Origin of the sequence: Holdemanella hominis, assembly GCF_014306155.1 — a bacterium.
In the GTDB taxonomy this organism is placed as follows: domain Bacteria; phylum Bacillota_I; class Bacilli_A; order Erysipelotrichales; family Erysipelotrichaceae; genus Holdemanella; species Holdemanella hominis.
In genome coordinates this window covers 1-16887 of the sequence record NZ_JACRWH010000046.1, presented here as the reverse complement: position 1 = coordinate 16887, position 16887 = coordinate 1, and the positions used below count along the sequence as shown (strand labels likewise).

Annotated in this window: 11 protein-coding genes; all 11 read left to right on the top strand. The window is 30.0% G+C overall.

Going from position 1 to position 16887, the window contains the following annotated elements; translation table 11 throughout:
* Window positions 1-128: 128 nt before the first annotated feature.
* The 11 genes from H8911_RS09505 (at window position 129) to H8911_RS09455 (ending at window position 16792) form a co-directional block, all read left to right on the top strand.
* Window positions 129-3140, top strand: coding sequence for an RICIN domain-containing protein (locus tag H8911_RS09505; protein ID WP_186999480.1), 3012 nt, complete (start codon window positions 129-131; stop codon window positions 3138-3140).
* 100 nt (window positions 3141-3240) lie between these two features.
* Entirely contained in the window at window positions 3241-6618 is a 3378-nt protein-coding gene (locus tag H8911_RS09500) for an RICIN domain-containing protein (protein WP_186999479.1), read from the top strand.
* Window positions 6619-6672: 54 nt separating this feature from the next.
* Window positions 6673-8073 (top strand): MBOAT family O-acyltransferase, encoded by a 1401-nt coding sequence (locus tag H8911_RS09495; protein WP_186999478.1) that lies wholly within the window; start codon window positions 6673-6675, stop codon window positions 8071-8073.
* A gap of 9 nt (window positions 8074-8082) precedes the next feature.
* A complete protein-coding gene (locus H8911_RS09490) occupies window positions 8083-9132 on the top strand; it encodes an alginate O-acetyltransferase AlgX-related protein (RefSeq protein WP_186999477.1) in 1050 nt (349 codons plus the stop codon).
* Between the two features lie 132 nt (window positions 9133-9264).
* Window positions 9265-10344: a hypothetical protein gene (locus H8911_RS09485; protein ID WP_186999476.1), complete on the top strand. Its 1080-nt coding sequence runs from the start codon at window positions 9265-9267 to the stop codon at window positions 10342-10344.
* 522 nt (window positions 10345-10866) lie between these two features.
* The gene (locus tag H8911_RS09480) at window positions 10867-12318 is read left to right on the top strand and encodes a sugar transferase (RefSeq protein ID WP_186999475.1); all 1452 of its coding nucleotides are present in this window, start codon (window positions 10867-10869) and stop codon (window positions 12316-12318) included.
* A 60-nt stretch (window positions 12319-12378) separates the two neighbouring features.
* Window positions 12379-13467, top strand: a complete 1089-nt coding sequence (locus H8911_RS09475) for a glycosyltransferase (RefSeq protein WP_186999474.1) — start codon at window positions 12379-12381, stop codon at window positions 13465-13467.
* Window positions 13468-13487: 20 nt separating this feature from the next.
* Window positions 13488-14153 (top strand): acyltransferase, encoded by a 666-nt coding sequence (locus H8911_RS09470; RefSeq protein ID WP_186999473.1) that lies wholly within the window; start codon window positions 13488-13490, stop codon window positions 14151-14153.
* Window positions 14154-14159: 6 nt separating this feature from the next.
* Window positions 14160-15290, top strand: coding sequence for a glycosyltransferase (locus H8911_RS09465; protein WP_186999472.1), 1131 nt, complete (start codon window positions 14160-14162; stop codon window positions 15288-15290).
* 11 nt (window positions 15291-15301) lie between these two features.
* The gene (locus tag H8911_RS09460; protein ID WP_186999471.1) at window positions 15302-16264 is read left to right on the top strand and encodes a glycosyltransferase; all 963 of its coding nucleotides are present in this window, start codon (window positions 15302-15304) and stop codon (window positions 16262-16264) included.
* Window positions 16265-16276: 12 nt separating this feature from the next.
* Window positions 16277-16792, top strand: coding sequence for an EpsG family protein (locus H8911_RS09455; RefSeq protein WP_186999470.1), 516 nt, complete (start codon window positions 16277-16279; stop codon window positions 16790-16792).
* Window positions 16793-16887: the final 95 nt, after the last annotated feature.

Genomic DNA, 16887 nt, shown 5'->3' with positions numbered 1-16887 from the left:
CACATATTCAATTTTACAAATTAACAAAACCGTCTTCAACTACGGTTATTAAAGGTTGAAAGAAAGGAGATGTATGTTGTAAATGACCAGCTAGATGGGTCAATTACAATATACCAGGGTTATACACAATGAATAATAGAGATATTGCTAAGGTTGGTTTTGCCGTTCTTGCAGCGGTTATGAGTTATAATTTTGCAGATACTATCGTTCATGCTGAAGAGACAAGTGTTGAACCAGTAAAAGAGACTGCACCTGTTGAAAATCAAGATAAATTAACGGATGTTATTGATGCAGTTGTTGAAGATACAAATGTTCCTGAAAACACTGAAGAAACAGATGTTCCAAAAGAAGATGAAGAGACTACAGTTCCTGAAAAGACAGAAGATGAAAATGAAACTACAACAGTTGGTGGTGGTAGTGAAACTAGTGCTAAATTAACTGATGGTTGGTCAAGTGATTCTTTACAGTATGTTAAAGATGGTGCTTATGTTACGAATAGTTTTGCAGAGATTGATGGTCAAAAATATTATTTTGATGAGAATGGTAATAAGGTAACTGGTTTTAAAACAATTGGTACAAATTCTTATTACTTTAATGAATCTGGTATGATGCAGACGGGTTTACAAGTTCTTCATGATCAAGAAACGGGTATTGCCGTATATTCTTTAAGAAAAGAAGATGGTAAATTACACTACTACTTAGAGAATGGGGCTGCCTATAGTGGAATGATAAATTTAGATGGGAAAATTTATTATTTTGATAATGGAGTTCAAAGTGTTGGTGAAAAGCAGGCGAATGGATATTGGTACAACTTCAAGGAAGATGGTAGTTTATCTGTTGGTTTTGTGAATATGGGGAATAGTGCTAAGTACTATGATAATCTTGGAAGAAGACAAACAGGTACTTTTAAGATTGATAAGGTAACTTATAACACGGATAGCAATGGTTTTATTACTAAAGCGAGTTGGGAAGGCGTTTCTTACTATTGCCAAAATGATGGCAGATGGGCTTGGGATGTAGTTGGTAATTATTATTTTGGTGGTTCAGGTTGTGTTCCAACTACAGTGACTATGATTGTAAATACAATCAATGGTACAAACTATACGCCTAATCAAGTGGGTCAAATTTTACATAATGCTGGATACTTTAACACGAGTTCCATTGGTACTGGTGGAGATTCTTGGCAGTTTGTTGCAAATAAATTTGGCTTAAGTTATAAGAGTAATTTAAATGTAGAATCGGCTAAACAAGAATTGTTAAAGGGGAATATGATTGCGGCGGCTGTTGGTGGTGGAAAATTCTGTCCATGGTATGGTGTAACGCATGAAATATTATTATTTGGCTTAGATGCACAGGGCTATACGACAGTGTATGATCCATATACAAGTTCACGTAATGGTCGTGTACATATTAGTGAGGTCTTCAATCATCCATCATGGGATAGTGGTGATAAAAAGAATGGTGGTCCATTCTTCTCGTTAGGAAAACTTAGAGATCAAAATTTATATCTAGATGTTTCTAAGGGAAATGCTCATGTAGGAAAAGTATATTATACAGGTAAGAATGTTGAACCAGAAGTAAATCTTTCAATGAAGAATACAGCGTTGGTTCAAGGTAGAGATTATAAAGTTGTTTATTCAAATAATGTAAATTTAGGTAAAGGTACAGCTATGATTATTGGTATTAATGCCTTTACTGGTAAATTGATGGTTTCTTTTGACATCATTAAGGATGAAATGTCTAATGGAACTTATGAAATTATTTCTTCATTAAATAGTAATAAAGTACTTGATATAAAAGATGGATCTAAAGCGTCAGGTGCACATGCGCAAATTTATAGTTGGAATGGTACACAGGCACAAAGATTTGAGATTCATAAAAATCAAAATGGATATTATACAATTAAGAATACAGGTTCTAATTTATATGTAGGTATTAGTACAAATTGGAATACAATGGGAAATTATAATTCATTAATTCAAGGAGTAAATGCTTCTTCAAAAGCAGCTCAATTCATTTTTACTAGAAATAGTAATGGACAGTGGATTATTTCTTCGGCTTGGGATTCTAGATATGTATTTGATTTGAACGGAGCAAATTTAGATAATGGCAATAAAGTTCAAATTTATACACAAAATGGAACTTCTGCACAAGCATGGAAATTATTGAAAGTTAGTAATTCTCGTGAAAAAATAGATGATTTAGCACAGAAAAATAAGAATACTTTAACAGATGGTACATATACAATCAATTCAACTTTAAATACTAGTTATGTATTAGATGTAAATGGTGGTTCTAAAGTGAATTTTGGTAATATTCAACTATATCAAAGTAATGGTACTTTAGCACAAGGATGGAAAGTAAGCCATGATTCAAAAGGGTATGTTACGTTTATAAATATTGGTTCAGGAAAAGCAATCGATGTCAAAGATGGATCTGCTTGTAATGGACAGAATATTAGTCAATATACTTCTAATAATACATATGCTCAAAAATGGATTGTAGTACAAGAAGGTAATGGTTTTAAAATTATATCAGCTTTGAATACAAGTTATGTATTAGATTTGAATTCTGCATTAGTAAAGAATTATCAAAACATTCAAACTTATAAATCAAATGATACGTTAGCACAACGTTGGTATTTTTCAACATATGTTTCTCCACGTGAAAAATTAGATACTATGGCAAAAGAATACAATGCTGATATTACAGAAGCAACATATGTGATTTCAAATTATGTGAATCCAAATTATGTATTAGATATAAAGGATGGTTCAAAGGCTAATCGTGGTAACTTACAGATTTATAAATCGAATAATACGAATGCACAAAAGTGGCAGCTGAAAAAAGATTCTGTTGGCTACATTACATTTATCAATGTTGGGTCAAATAAGGCTTTAGATGTTTCAAATGCGACTGTTCGAAATGGCTCAAATATTTGGCAATATGAATCAAATGGTACCTATGCTCAAAAGTGGATTGCGAAGAAAAATACGGATGGTAGTTTGACTTTTGTATCTGCTTTAGATGCGAACTACGTATTAGATATTAATGCTGGAAAAGTTATAAATTGGCAAAATATACAATTGTATAAGAGTAATGGTACAAATGCTCAAAAATTTAAATTAACAAAGATTTAAATTATAACCAGGCGTAGAAATGCGCTTGGTTATTTTTAAGTTTTGTTGAATTTGTTTACATATTCATTTAAAATAACATTATTGGGGAGAGGGATAGAAAATGCATAAAAATATAAAACCAATTTTGGCTTTAGTATTAAGTTTAGTTTTGTCTGTATCAACATTATCTAATATGTATACAGTTCGTGCAGATGATGAAATAACGCAAGAAGAGCCTGTTGTAGAAGAAACACAAACTGAAGAAGAGACTACAGAAGAGCAAGTTCCTACTGTAGAAGAACAAACACCTACAGAAGAGGAGAAAGTTCCTGCTGAAGAGGAAGAGCCAGTTGTGGAAGAGGAGCAATTGGGTGATTCTAATATGATGGAATACTTCTTAGTCGATAATCCCGTATTATCAAATGGAGAAACAGAAAACTTTATTCTTTCATTAAATAATGCGGAAGGGTATTCAGATTTTAGATTGACCATTCAAAAAGAGGATGGAACTTCTTTTGATTTAGAGAGTACAGAGCAAGTTGATAATTTAGTTAAATTCTCTAGAGTGTTTACTGAAGAAGAAAAAGGACAATATAGTGTGACTACACTTCACTATGTTTATAATGGACAAGCTTATTATTTAAATTTTAGTGATTTAGAAATGGATGTTAAATTTGGTGTGGATCAAGAATATGATGGGTATGATGCAACATTACCTGATTTAACAGAGGATTCAATTAGTTCAGAAGGCATTATTGAAGTAACGGACGTAAATAAAGCTGAAGAAGAAATTGTAAATGGCGTTGCAAGTCAACCGGCTACAATGTCAGTAGATGAGTTTTCAAGACATGCGACTGGTGGAATGACAATTTGTTTGGATCCAGGACATGGTGGTAGTGATTCAGGTGCTACTGCATTTGGTGCAAAAGAATCGGATTTAACTTTAAAGATTGCTCAATATTGTAAGGAAGAATTAGCTAAATATGATGTAAATGTAGTTATGACTAGAACTACAGATACGCGCTTAAGTGAAGAAGCGGCTATGGATTTAAAAAATCGTGTGGAAGTAGCTAAAAAAGCAGGTGCTTCTTACTTCATTAGTATTCATATTAATTCTGCCCAAAATTCAGCAGCTCATGGTGCAGAAGTGTATTATCCAAATACAAGTGGAAATAAGAATCTTTCTACTAATGGTCAAAATTTAGCAAAGGCGATTCAAAAACAATTGACAGCTTTGGGATTGTATGATCGTGGTATTAAGATTCGTAACTATACGGACGGTACAACATCATCAAATCCAAATAGTAGTGATCAAGATTATTATGGTGTCATTCGATATGCGAAACAGGCAAATATCACAGGTTTAATTGTTGAGCATTGTTTTATTAGTAATAAAGAAGAGTTTGATAAATATTTAGGTTCAAATGCTAAGTTACAACAACTTGGTATTGCGGATGCGAAAGGTATTGTGAGTGCACTTGGTTTACAAGCTAAGAATGCGCATATAGATGCATTGGCAGCTGAGAATCGAAATGTTTTAGCAGATGGTACATATACTATTTCAACTTTATTAAATTCTAATTATGTACTTGATGTAAAAGATGGTCATACAAACAATGGAGCTAATATTCAATTGTATGAGAATAATGATACGGCGGCTCAACAATTTAATGTTTCACATGATTCACAAGGGTATGTAACATTCACAAATGTAAAATCAGGAAAAGTGTTAGATTTAAGTGATGCAGTTGTGAGAAATGGAGGTAATATTCAGCAATATAAATCGAATGGTACGCGTGCCCAAAAATGGATTGTGAAAATAGATGGAGATGGATATATAATTATATCTGCATTAAATTCTAACTATGTATTGGACTTACATAATGCTGTAGTTAATAATTATAGAAATATTCAACTTTATTCTTATAATGGAACAAATGCTCAAAGATGGAATATTACAAAGTATGTAAGTAAAGAACAAAGAATCAATAATTTGGCGGCACAAAACAAGAATACATTAGCAGATGGTGTATACGAAATCTGTAGTGTAAAAAATAGTAATTATGCTTTAGATGTTAACTCAGCTTCAACAAGTAATGGTGCGAATGTTCAATTATACTTACGTAACGGAACGCAAGCACAAGCATTTAAAGTGAGTCATGATTCTCAAGGTTTTGTCACATTCACAAATATTAATTCGGGTAAAGTAATTGACTTAGATGGAGCGATCACAAAAAATGGTAGAAATATTCATCAATATGCCTCAAATGGTACTCGTGCACAAAAATGGATTGTACAACAGAGTGGTTCCGGATATTCAATTGTTTCTGCGATAGATACAAGTTTTGCTTTAGATATTAGAAATGGTTTTGTTTATTCTGGCTCTAATATTCAACTATATAAGAGTAATAATACAGCAGCACAACAATGGACTTTTAATAAATATGTAACAGAGCGTGAGCGTTGTGATTCGTATGCCAGTCAAAATAAGGGGCGTATGCCAGATGGTGTCTATTACATAAAAAATCAAAATGTAGGATATGCATTAGATGTTGCGGATGGAAGTCTATATGCTGGTGCAAATGTTCAATTATATTCTTTGAATAGAACAAATGCACAAAAATGGAAAATTACACATGATTCAACTGGATATGTTTCTTTCCAAAATGTTGGTTCTGGTATGTATTTGACAACTAGTGGAAGTGGAAGAACTGCTAATGTTTATCAACAAAGGCAAACAAATGACTACAATCAAAAATGGATTGTGATGTTTGATAATAATCAAAATCTACGCATTGTGTCTGCATTAAATTCAACTATGGTATTAGACGTAAAAGATGGTAAGATTCGCAGATGTTCGAATATTCAGCTATATACATCAAATAATTCGAATGCACAAAAATGGGTGTTTGAATATATTAATACAAACGCAACTGGTGGTTTGATGCAGATCATGGGTACTAGTCAAACTACAGTGGCTCAAATGGTTCGCTACTATAATGCGAATGCGTCAGGTTACGATACATTTAAGGCCAAATATAATGGCAAATATGATGGATGTTTAGCTAAGGGTGGTGCTAGTACAATCAATCAATTTGCACAAATCTTCTATGAAGAAGCAACTGCTGAGGGTGTAAGAGCTGAAGTAGCATTTACTCAATGTATGAAAGAAACAGGTTTCTTAAAATACGGTGGAGACGTTCTTCCAAACCAATATAACTTTGCAGGTATTGGTGCTACTGGAGCAGTACATGGAGCAAGCTTTAGCAATGTAAGAATGGGTGTTCGTGCTCAGATTCAACATTTAAAAGCTTATGGTTCGATATCCCCATTAACAAACCCATGTGTGGATCCAAGATTTAATTTAGTTAAGCGTGGTAGTGCTCAATATGTGGAATGGTTAGGTATTAAAGAGAATCCTAATGGATATGGTTGGGCTACTTCTAAGAACTATGGTCATGATATTGTGAGCATGGTGAATGTATTATTGAAAAAATAAATCTTTGAAAAGAGTTCTTAGGAACTCTTTTTTTAAGGGAAAGGGTTAAAGGGTATGTTATTTCCAAGTGAAGTATTTTTGTTTCTATTTTTACCTTTCGTATTAGCTGTATATTATCTTGTGTTAAGAAAACATACAGTAGGTAAGAATATATTTCTATTTGTTATGAGTTTATTATTCTATGCATATGGAGAACCAAAATATGTGTTCTTAATGCTGTTTATGATTCTATTACATTATGGACTAGGTTTATTAATCAATAAATATTCAGACGATAAGAGAATGCAGAGATTGATTCTATTCTTAATGGTAATAATTGATGTATGTATACTGGGATATTTTAAGTATTTGAATTTTATTGTTTCTATTTTCACAGGTAAAGAAGATACGTTTAAGATAGCTCTTCCAATTGGAATTTCTTTCTTTATATTCCAAGCTATTTCTTATGTAGTGGATGTATATCGTGGTAAGGGAAAGGTTCAAACTCATTTTTTAAATGTTGGTCTGTATATTTCTTTATTTCCGCAATTGATCGCAGGTCCTATTGTGCGTTATGAAACAGTCGCAAATGAAATAGAGAATCGTAAAGAGAATTTGAATGATTTTGCGATGGGTGTAAATCGTTTTATTATTGGTTTAGGAAAAAAAGTATTATTAGCCAATCAATTTGCGGTTGTTTCGGATACTGTATTTGGGAATGTAACAAGTACAGGAACAACCAATTCATTCTTATTATTATGGATGGGTGCGATTGCGTATACACTTCAAATCTTCTTTGATTTTGCAGGCTATTCGGATATGGCGATTGGTTTGGGTCGTATGTTTGGTTTTCATTTCTTAGAAAACTTTAAGTATCCATATATTTCTAAAAGTATTTCAGAATTCTGGAGAAGGTGGCATATTTCTTTACAAACATGGTTTAAAGATTATATTTATATTCCACTAGGTGGTTCTAGAGTAAATAGTAAGACTCGTTTAGTATTCAACATTTTTGTCGTATGGTTTTTAACGGGTGTTTGGCATGGTGCAAACTGGACATTTATTGTATGGGGACTTATGTATTTTGTGTTATTGATTCTCGAAAAGTTTTTTCATATGGATGAGAAAATGGGAAAATTTAAAAACCTATACACAATGTTCTTTGTCATGATGGGATGGGTATTATTTAGAAGTGATAGTTTAAGTGCAGCACTCGTATATATTTGTTCTATGTTTGGATTTGGTTGTAAAGGATTTATGGATGCCTATGTGATTCAATATTTTAAACAATACATTCTATATTTTATAATGGGTATTCTTTGTTGTTTTCCTATTTTTAAAAATATCAATCGTATATTTAAAAAGAATATGGTTTATAACTTGTTGTATGTCGTATGTATGTGTGGAATCTTGTATTTGAGTATCATCTTTATTTTCTCAAATGCATATAATCCATTTATTTATTTTAATTTCTAGGAGGGCACCATGAAAGAAAAAATAATAATGTTCGTATTTTGTTTCGTGATTTTTGGAATATCCATTTCAACATTATTTAATCAAACTGTTTCTTTATTTAAAAAAGATGAAAAGGTGAGTGATGTTGTTAAGGGGCATGAACTAGAAACAAAGAAAGATAAATCAGGAGTAAAGGGTGCAGTGGATTCTTTTACTTCAAATTTAACGGGTAAAAAAGAAGGTGCAAAAGCAGCTAGTGAAGTAACAAAGAAAACTTCGGGAAATACATATATTGAATCCACTCAGGTATTGCTTGGAAAAGAGGATTGGTTGTTCTATAAATCTACAGAGGATGGGGATCCGATTTCAGATTATCAGGGTATAAATCATTATGATGAGGCTACTATGCAGGCAGTTGCAGATAAACTAACAAATGAGAGAAATCAATTCTCAAATTATGGAATAGATTTCTATATACTTTCGATTCCAAATAAATCGAGTGTGTATCCGGAATATATGCCAGATACAATAGAAAGAAAAGATACAACATCAAAGACAGATTTATTGATGAAGTATTTAGAAGAGAATACGGATTTAAATGTAGTGGATGTAAAACCAACACTTGTAAAAGCGAAAAAGAAACAGCAAGTGTACTATAAGAGTGATACACATTTTAATCAGATCGGTGCTTTTGTGACGGTACAGGCATTAAAGGATAAGATTGATGGGAAAACAGATAAATTAAAGGATGTTAAGTTTGGCAAAATCACAAATCATTATTCTGGAGATTTAGCACGTTTATGTGATATGCAAGATACATTCAATAATGATACTCAATATCAATTAGATCCAGCCACAGTAAACACAAAAATAAAATCAGACAAAAAAATATTGGTAATAGGAGATTCGTATTCAGATGAAATGTTGAGTATTTTAAGTCAATATTTTGCAGAAGCACAAACTGTAAACATTTGGTCTTTTGAGCCGAGCTTATTAGATGAATATAAACCAGATATTGTAGTATGGGAACATGCTGAAAGATATACGGATCGTTTCAATTGGATCTCATTATTTGGTTAGACATGTTAACAAAATATGAAAAGTTATAAATATATATCTTAATTTAAGTAATATTATATTATATAGTAGCAAATAATACTATTCTTTGATATAGTTGAAGTAGAGCTTCACCTATAGAAAGGAAAATATAATATGAGGAGAATTTTAGGTGTATTTATAGCGTTGTTTATGTGCTGTGTACCAATTGGTATACAAGCGGAAGAGGAAGTGTTATCTTTTGAATATACAGGTCAAATGATAGAAATTAAGGGTGCGACTGGTTATTATTCTATTCCTGAGTTTGAGTTTTTAGAGGATGCTCCAATTGATTGTGGAAAGTATTTTGCGGTTACTGGTGGTGGATATGTTACTTTTGAGATCAATCCAAAAAAAGTGCTTGTTAGCGTGAATTACAACAAAGATTGGAGAGAAGGAGATTCTGAAGAAAAGAAATATCTGTGTAAATTCGATGGTGATTATGAGTTGAAATTAAGAATTTTATCAAACGGAGACTTTGTATCATTGGATCGTTATGATGGTAACATTGATTTTCAATTTGAGCCAAAGAATGAAAAAGATGTTCCAGTTGAAAAGACAAAGATTACGCATTCGGATGTAGAGGTTGTTTACTACGAAGATGGATATAAGATTGATAGTGGTAGAAGTGATATTGAACCAATCTTGTTAAAAGATGCGGGAGAATATATTGTCAGTTTTGATGCTGATTCTAGGTATTATGAATCCATTCCATTTAAAGTAACAATTCTTCCTAAAACTATTGAATTGCAATTACCGAACTATCAAAAATATATTGGAGAAAAAGATCCAATACTAGAAACAGATGACTACATATTAATTAGAGAAGTTGGAGAAGAAGTAGGAAATTATAAACTTACTGTAAAGAGTAAGTCAAAAAATTATAGATATGAAATTGTTGCAAATGATACATTCACTATCTTAGATTCAAAGCAACAAAGCATAAGACCAGAAGAAAAGAAAGATCCATTACTATCAATTAATCCTTCGAATAAAGATAAGAACAAATATGCAAGTGCTGAAGATATGGAATCAAATAAAGAGATTGAAACTAAAGTAGATAAAGAATCTGCGAAAACAGAAACAAAAGTTGTAACAGGTGTATCGAATTTTACTTCAATGTATTGTTTGATGATGTTATCATGTATTGCGGTGATAATCTATATCTTAATAAAGAAGAAAAATGTTAAAAGTTAAATAAGAATAAACAGAGCCTTCGCTTAACTTATGAGTGGAGGCTTTGATTTATATTGAAATCAGCCTAAAGTGTGTATACGTTTACATTTAATTGGCTATAAATTCAATTGATTGCATTCATGAAATTAATCGATATATAAAGAAAAATTTATTAAATTTATTTTGTTTCTCAAATTTTTTAATATTTGTTTTAAATAAAGTATATCTTTTACTTTTTGTACTTTTTGTTTGAAATTTCAGGTATTAAATGGTAATTGACATATTATATATATAGGATAAAATTATTTAGCAATAGTTTTATCATGGAATAGGTGTGACTATTGTAAGGTAATAGGAATAAAAATGATACATTTAGATGATATTAGAAATAGCTGGCTTACCGCATTTTTAATTGATTCGTTCATCTTCTACAAGGGTTATGGGTAGGGAGAAGTGTATCTAAAATTTCATATTTCATTGCTTATTAAGATTTGTAAAACTCTAAATAAGCTTTTTTTATGTTTATAGGAATGGGAGAGTATTATGTATAGGAAGAATGCAAATGGGTGGTTGAAGCATATCGATTTTATCATTCTTGATATGATATGTTTGCAAATTGCATTTGTGATGGCTTATTTCATTAAAAATGGAAATATACATCTATATAACAATTTCTTATATAGGAATATGGCTATCATAATAGAATTAGCTGATTTAATGGTTTTACTGATTTTTGGTACATTAAATGGTGTATTAAAAAGAGGATATTATCAAGAGTTTGTAAAAACATTAAAACATGGTTTTATTGTTGGATTATTGGCTATTCTATATTTGTTTTCAGTTCAAAAAGGTGTTTTCTTTTCAAGATTTATTTTATTCTTAACAATCGGTATTTATTTTATATTGACATATATAGTAAGAGTACTATGGAAGAGTCATATAAAAAAGGGTGTTAATAGTGGAAAAAGAAGAAAACTATTAATTGTTACATCTAGTACGATTGCAGGTAAAGTTATTGAGAATGTTGAAAAGAATAATTATTCTCGTTATGACATTGTTGGTGTTGCTTTATTGGATAAGAATTTAATTGGGAAACAAATTGATAATGTTTCTGTAGTAGCAAATAATGAAACAGCAGGAATGTATGCTTGTAAAGAATGGGTAGATGAAGTATTGATTGTTTTACCTAAAGAAATAGCGTATCCAAATACTTTAATTGAACAATTAACATTAGCTGGTATTACAGTACATATGAATTTAGCTAAAGTTGTTAATTCACCTGGTAAGAAACAGTTTGTTGAAAAAATTGGTGATTATACGGTTCTTACTACAAGTATAAATTATGTTTCTTTGAATGAATTATTCTTAAAAAGGGTATTTGACATTATCTGTGGTTTATTAGGATGTATATTAACACTAGCTATCTGTATCTTTATAGGACCTGCAATTTACATTGCAAGTCCAGGACCAATCTTCTTTTCTCAAGAACGTGTTGGTAAGAATGGTAAGAAATTTAAGATGTATAAATTTCGAAGTATGTACTTAGATGCGGAAGAAAGAAAAGCAGAATTAATGAAAGACAATAAGCTTGGGGATGGAAAAATGTTTAAGCTTGATTTTGATCCTCGTGTTATTGGAAATAAAGTAATGCCTGATGGATCTCATAAAACAGGTATTGGTGAATTTATTCGTAAAACGAGTTTGGATGAATTTCCACAATTCTTTAATGTGTTAAAAGGAGATATGTCTATAGTAGGAACTAGACCTCCTTTAATTTCAGAAACAAATCTATATGAATATCAACACTTTGCAAGACTAGCTATAAAACCAGGAATAACTGGAATGTGGCAAGTGAGTGGAAGAAGTGAAATTATAGATTTTGATGAAGTAGTTAAACTAGATAAATATTATATTGAAAACTGGAATCTTGGTTTAGATATTAAAATTCTATTAAAAACAGTACTAGTTGTAGTATGTAAAAAAGGTGCTGTTTAATAGCATTGATAACTCGGTTGATTGCAATTATCTAATAAAATAGAAAGTTGAGGTTTTTTTATGAGAGTTGTACACGTTGCAGAATGTGTAGGTGGGGTAGAAAGATATTTGCAGAGTCTTTTGAAATATTCAAAATGTGAAAATATTGTTATACTTTCACAACGCTATAATAAAGATAACTATGAATCATTAGCTAGTCATGTTGAAATAGTAAACATGTTCCATGGTATACGAATATCAGCGTTGAAGGAGGCTTTTAAAATTAGAAAATTAATTAAAAAGTATAATCCTGACATTGTATATGCCCATTCTTCAATTGCAGGTGCAATAACACGTTTGGCTTGTTTAGGCTTAAAGTGTAAAGTGATTTATAACCCTCATGGATGGGCTTTTAATATGGAAAAATCAAAAAAAGAATTGTTTGTTATGTTAGAACGGATAATGGCTATTTTTTGTGATGCAATAATTTGTATATCTGACGCAGAAAAGGTATCAGCAGTAAGAGAGCGGATTTGTAATAAAAATAAATTACATGTTATATATAATGGCATCGATTTTGATGAACACAATAATAATAATATTAATTTAAATATACCTGAAAATAATTTTGTTGTAGGTATGGTTGGACGTATATGTAAGCAAAAAGCCCCAGATATATTTATAAGAATGGCAGCAAAAGTTAAAAAACAAATTAAGAATACGTATTTTATTATTGTAGGTGATGTTTTAGAAGGAAGAGAAGATGAAAAGCAAGAAATAATAGATTTGGCAAAAGAATTAGGTGTAAATTTATATATTACTGGATGGGTAAAAAATCCATTAGATTATGTTTCATGTTTTGATGTTGGATGTTTGTTTAGCAGGTGGGAAGGATTTGGATTGGTTATACCTGAATACATGTTTTCTAAAGTGCCTATTGTAGCAACCAAAGTAGATGCAATTCCTTATTTAATTGAAGATGGTATAGATGGGATGTTAGTTGAGAAAGATGATTGGAATACTGCTGCAGAAAGAGTGATGGATTTATTGTTAAATGAAGACTTAAAAAATAGGATTGTTAAAAATGAATACATTACAGTAACAAAACGATTTGATGCAAAAAGAGTTTCAAAAGAATGTGAAGAACTATATTATGACTTGTTAGATTAAATATTGAATGGAGAAGGTTAATGAAATATATTAAAAAATTTATTTTTTCTAATAATTTTCTATATAAACTAACTATATATTTAAAAAGATTAAAAACTAGATATAATTGCAAAGGTGTAATATTTGAAAATTATGGATATGCTAGAATTGATAAAGATATAATTGGCAAAAACAATTTAATTAAAATAGGGGAAAATACAATTATTCATAAGAGCAATATTCGCATAAGAGGTGATAATAATAAATTGATTATTGATGAAGGTTGTCATATTGGTGAATCTTGTTCATTCTGGATGGAAGGTAATGATATCAATATTCATATAGGAAAGGGTACAACTATGACTTATGGTGTACATTTATGTGCTCAAGAAAATAATTCGAAAATTATTATTGGGGAAGATTGTATGTTGTCAAACACGATTTCTATACGTACTTCTGACTCTCATCCAATATATTCATTATATAGTACAAAAAGATTAAACAATGCGGATAATGTTATTTTAAAAAATCATGTATGGATTGCACCCAATGTAAAAATAATGAAAGGCGTTAGAATAGAAGAAGGTTCTATAATTGGAACAGATACGATAGTAACAAAAAACATACCGGCACACGCATTAGCTGTAGGGCATCCTGCAAAGATTGTGAAGAGTGAAATAAAATGGACAAGGGAAAGGTTATTTTAGAGGGATATGAAAAAAATAAGAATATTACATTTTGAATTAGATCATAATTTAGGAGGAATAGAGATGTTTTTACTAAATTTATATAAAGAAATAGATCGAAACCTCATTCAATTTGATTTTATAACACAAAGTGATACACCGGCTCTTGAAAATGATTTAAAAGATTTAGGTGCTAATATTTTTAAAGTCTCTAATTCTAATAATGTATTAAAGTATAGAAATGACATATTAAAAATAATTTCATTAAAAGAGTATGATTTAATTCATATACATAAAAATTCTTTAGCGAATATAATTCCTTTATTGTGTGCAAAAAAACGAAATTTGCCAGTTATTTTACATTCACATAATACTAGACCAAGTACAGGAAAAATATCATATTTATTACATATTATCAATAAAAATAAAGCTTATAAATTAGCTAATGAGCATTTTGCTTGTTCAAATGAAGCTGGAAAGTGGATGTATGGGAATTTACATTATGATATAATCAGAAACGGCATTTTGACTGATAATTTCAGATTTAATAGTCAAAAAAGAAAAAAAATACGATTATCAATGGAATTACCTGAAGATGCATTTATAGTTGGTAATGTAGGACGTTTTACTAAACAAAAGAATCATGAAAAGCTAATTGATATCTTTAATGATATTTTGAAAACAAATGAAAATAGTTATCTTTTGCTAATTGGAACAGGAGAAAATAAAGATTTTATAAAGAAAAAGGCAATAAAACTGGGAATAATCAATAATGTTAAATTTTTAGGGAATAGGAATGATATTCCTGATTTGCTGATGGCAATGGATGCCTTTGTTATGCCCTCATTATATGAAGGTTTACCTATATCTGCTGTAGAAGCACAAGCTACTGGGTTGAAGACATATTTATCAGATAAAATTTCTCAAGAAACTGAATTAAGTTCTGTTGTAAATTGGTTTTCTATAGAATGGGATGCATGTTCAATAGCAAAGTTGATTCTAGAGGGTACAAAAATAAGCAATAATAGAACATTATCAAATGATGAGATTATTAAAGCAGGATTTTCTATGGAATTGAGTGCTAAATTTATTCAGGAGACATACATCAAGTATGTTACTAGTGAATCTAATGATTTTAGAAAGGGTTTTGGTTTATGATATCGGTCGTAATGGCTACATATAATGGTGGAAAATATATAGAACAACAATTGGATTCTATAAAAAATCAGACAAGAAAACCAGATGAAGTAATTATATGTGATGACTGTTCTACTGACGAAACAGTTTTAATTATAAAAGAATATATTAATCAAAATAAATTACAGAATTGGATTGTAATAGAAAATGAAAATAATTTGGGATATTATAATAACTTTTTTAAAGCCATCAAAATTTGCAAAGGAGATACAATATATTTATCTGATCAAGATGACGTTTGGGATTTACGTAAAATTGAAATATTTGAACAATTTTACGAGAATGAACCCAATGCTAGTATGATTCAATCTAATGTAAAGTTCATTGATAATAATGGAAATATGATTAAATCATCATATAAGTATCATAGTATTACCGAAAGTAATGGAATAGTAGGATTGAGTACATTTGATATATGTAAATTTGCTGGCTCTGGTTATACAATGAGTTTTCGAAAATGTGTAAAAGAAGAGATCTTTTCAAAAAAATTGAATGAACACAAAAACATTTACTTGTATCATGATATTTTAATTGGACTAGTGGCTACAGCTTTAGGCAAATGTTATTTGAATCTGGATATTGTTGATAAACATAGATTACATGATAATAATGTAACACAATTGAATGGAAAATTATATATATCAAATAGAACATTAGATAATCAACTTTCAATATTAGATAGAAGGAGACATGAGTTTGATTTAGTATTAAAAAGTGTTTCTGATCAAGATACACTCGAGTGTTTTAGAATGTTTTCTAAATTTGCTAATTGTAGATATGATTTAATAAAAAATAGAAATTTAGAAAATTTGAAATTTTTGTTGACTCATATTAAATTTTATTCTTCAAAATATGGATTAATTACAGATGTTTTGTATTCAATAGGAGCAGAAAAGATTTTAAGTTTAATTTATAAAGTTATTGAAAAGCTATAGAAGGAGAAATATATGTATTTAATAACATTTACATCATCATTATTATGCATTTCAGCATATAGTAGATCAAAAAATATTAAACATAAAATGTTCTTTATATCTTTAGGAATTTTAATCCCAAGTCTTTTAGCTGGATTTAGAGATTATTCAATTGGATATGATGTGTTGTTATATGGTAAACCTTGGTTTGAAAGAGCTTGTGAATACGATTCTTTATATTTATTTTTGCAAAATGCTAATGAATACAATATTGGAATTGGCTATGCATTTGTAAATTATATAATATCAAGATTAAGTAACAATCCACATTTTTTTTTGTTTATGTATGAGTTATTGCAGTTAGTGATACTATATTTTGCTATTAAACCATTTGAAGATAAAATAAATATAACATTTGCTTTTTTTATTTATTATTTCAGTTATTATAATCTTTCGTTGAATATTTTACGTCAAATAATGGCTATTTTGATTATATTTTTAAGTTATAGATTTGTTTTAAATAAAGGCTCTGTCACAACAAATGGTTGATTTTTAACGAGAAATAGCGTATAATAATAGTAAGAAACAGTACCACCGAAGGAGGTAATTGGATATGCCTACTATCAAAGACGCATTAGATATTA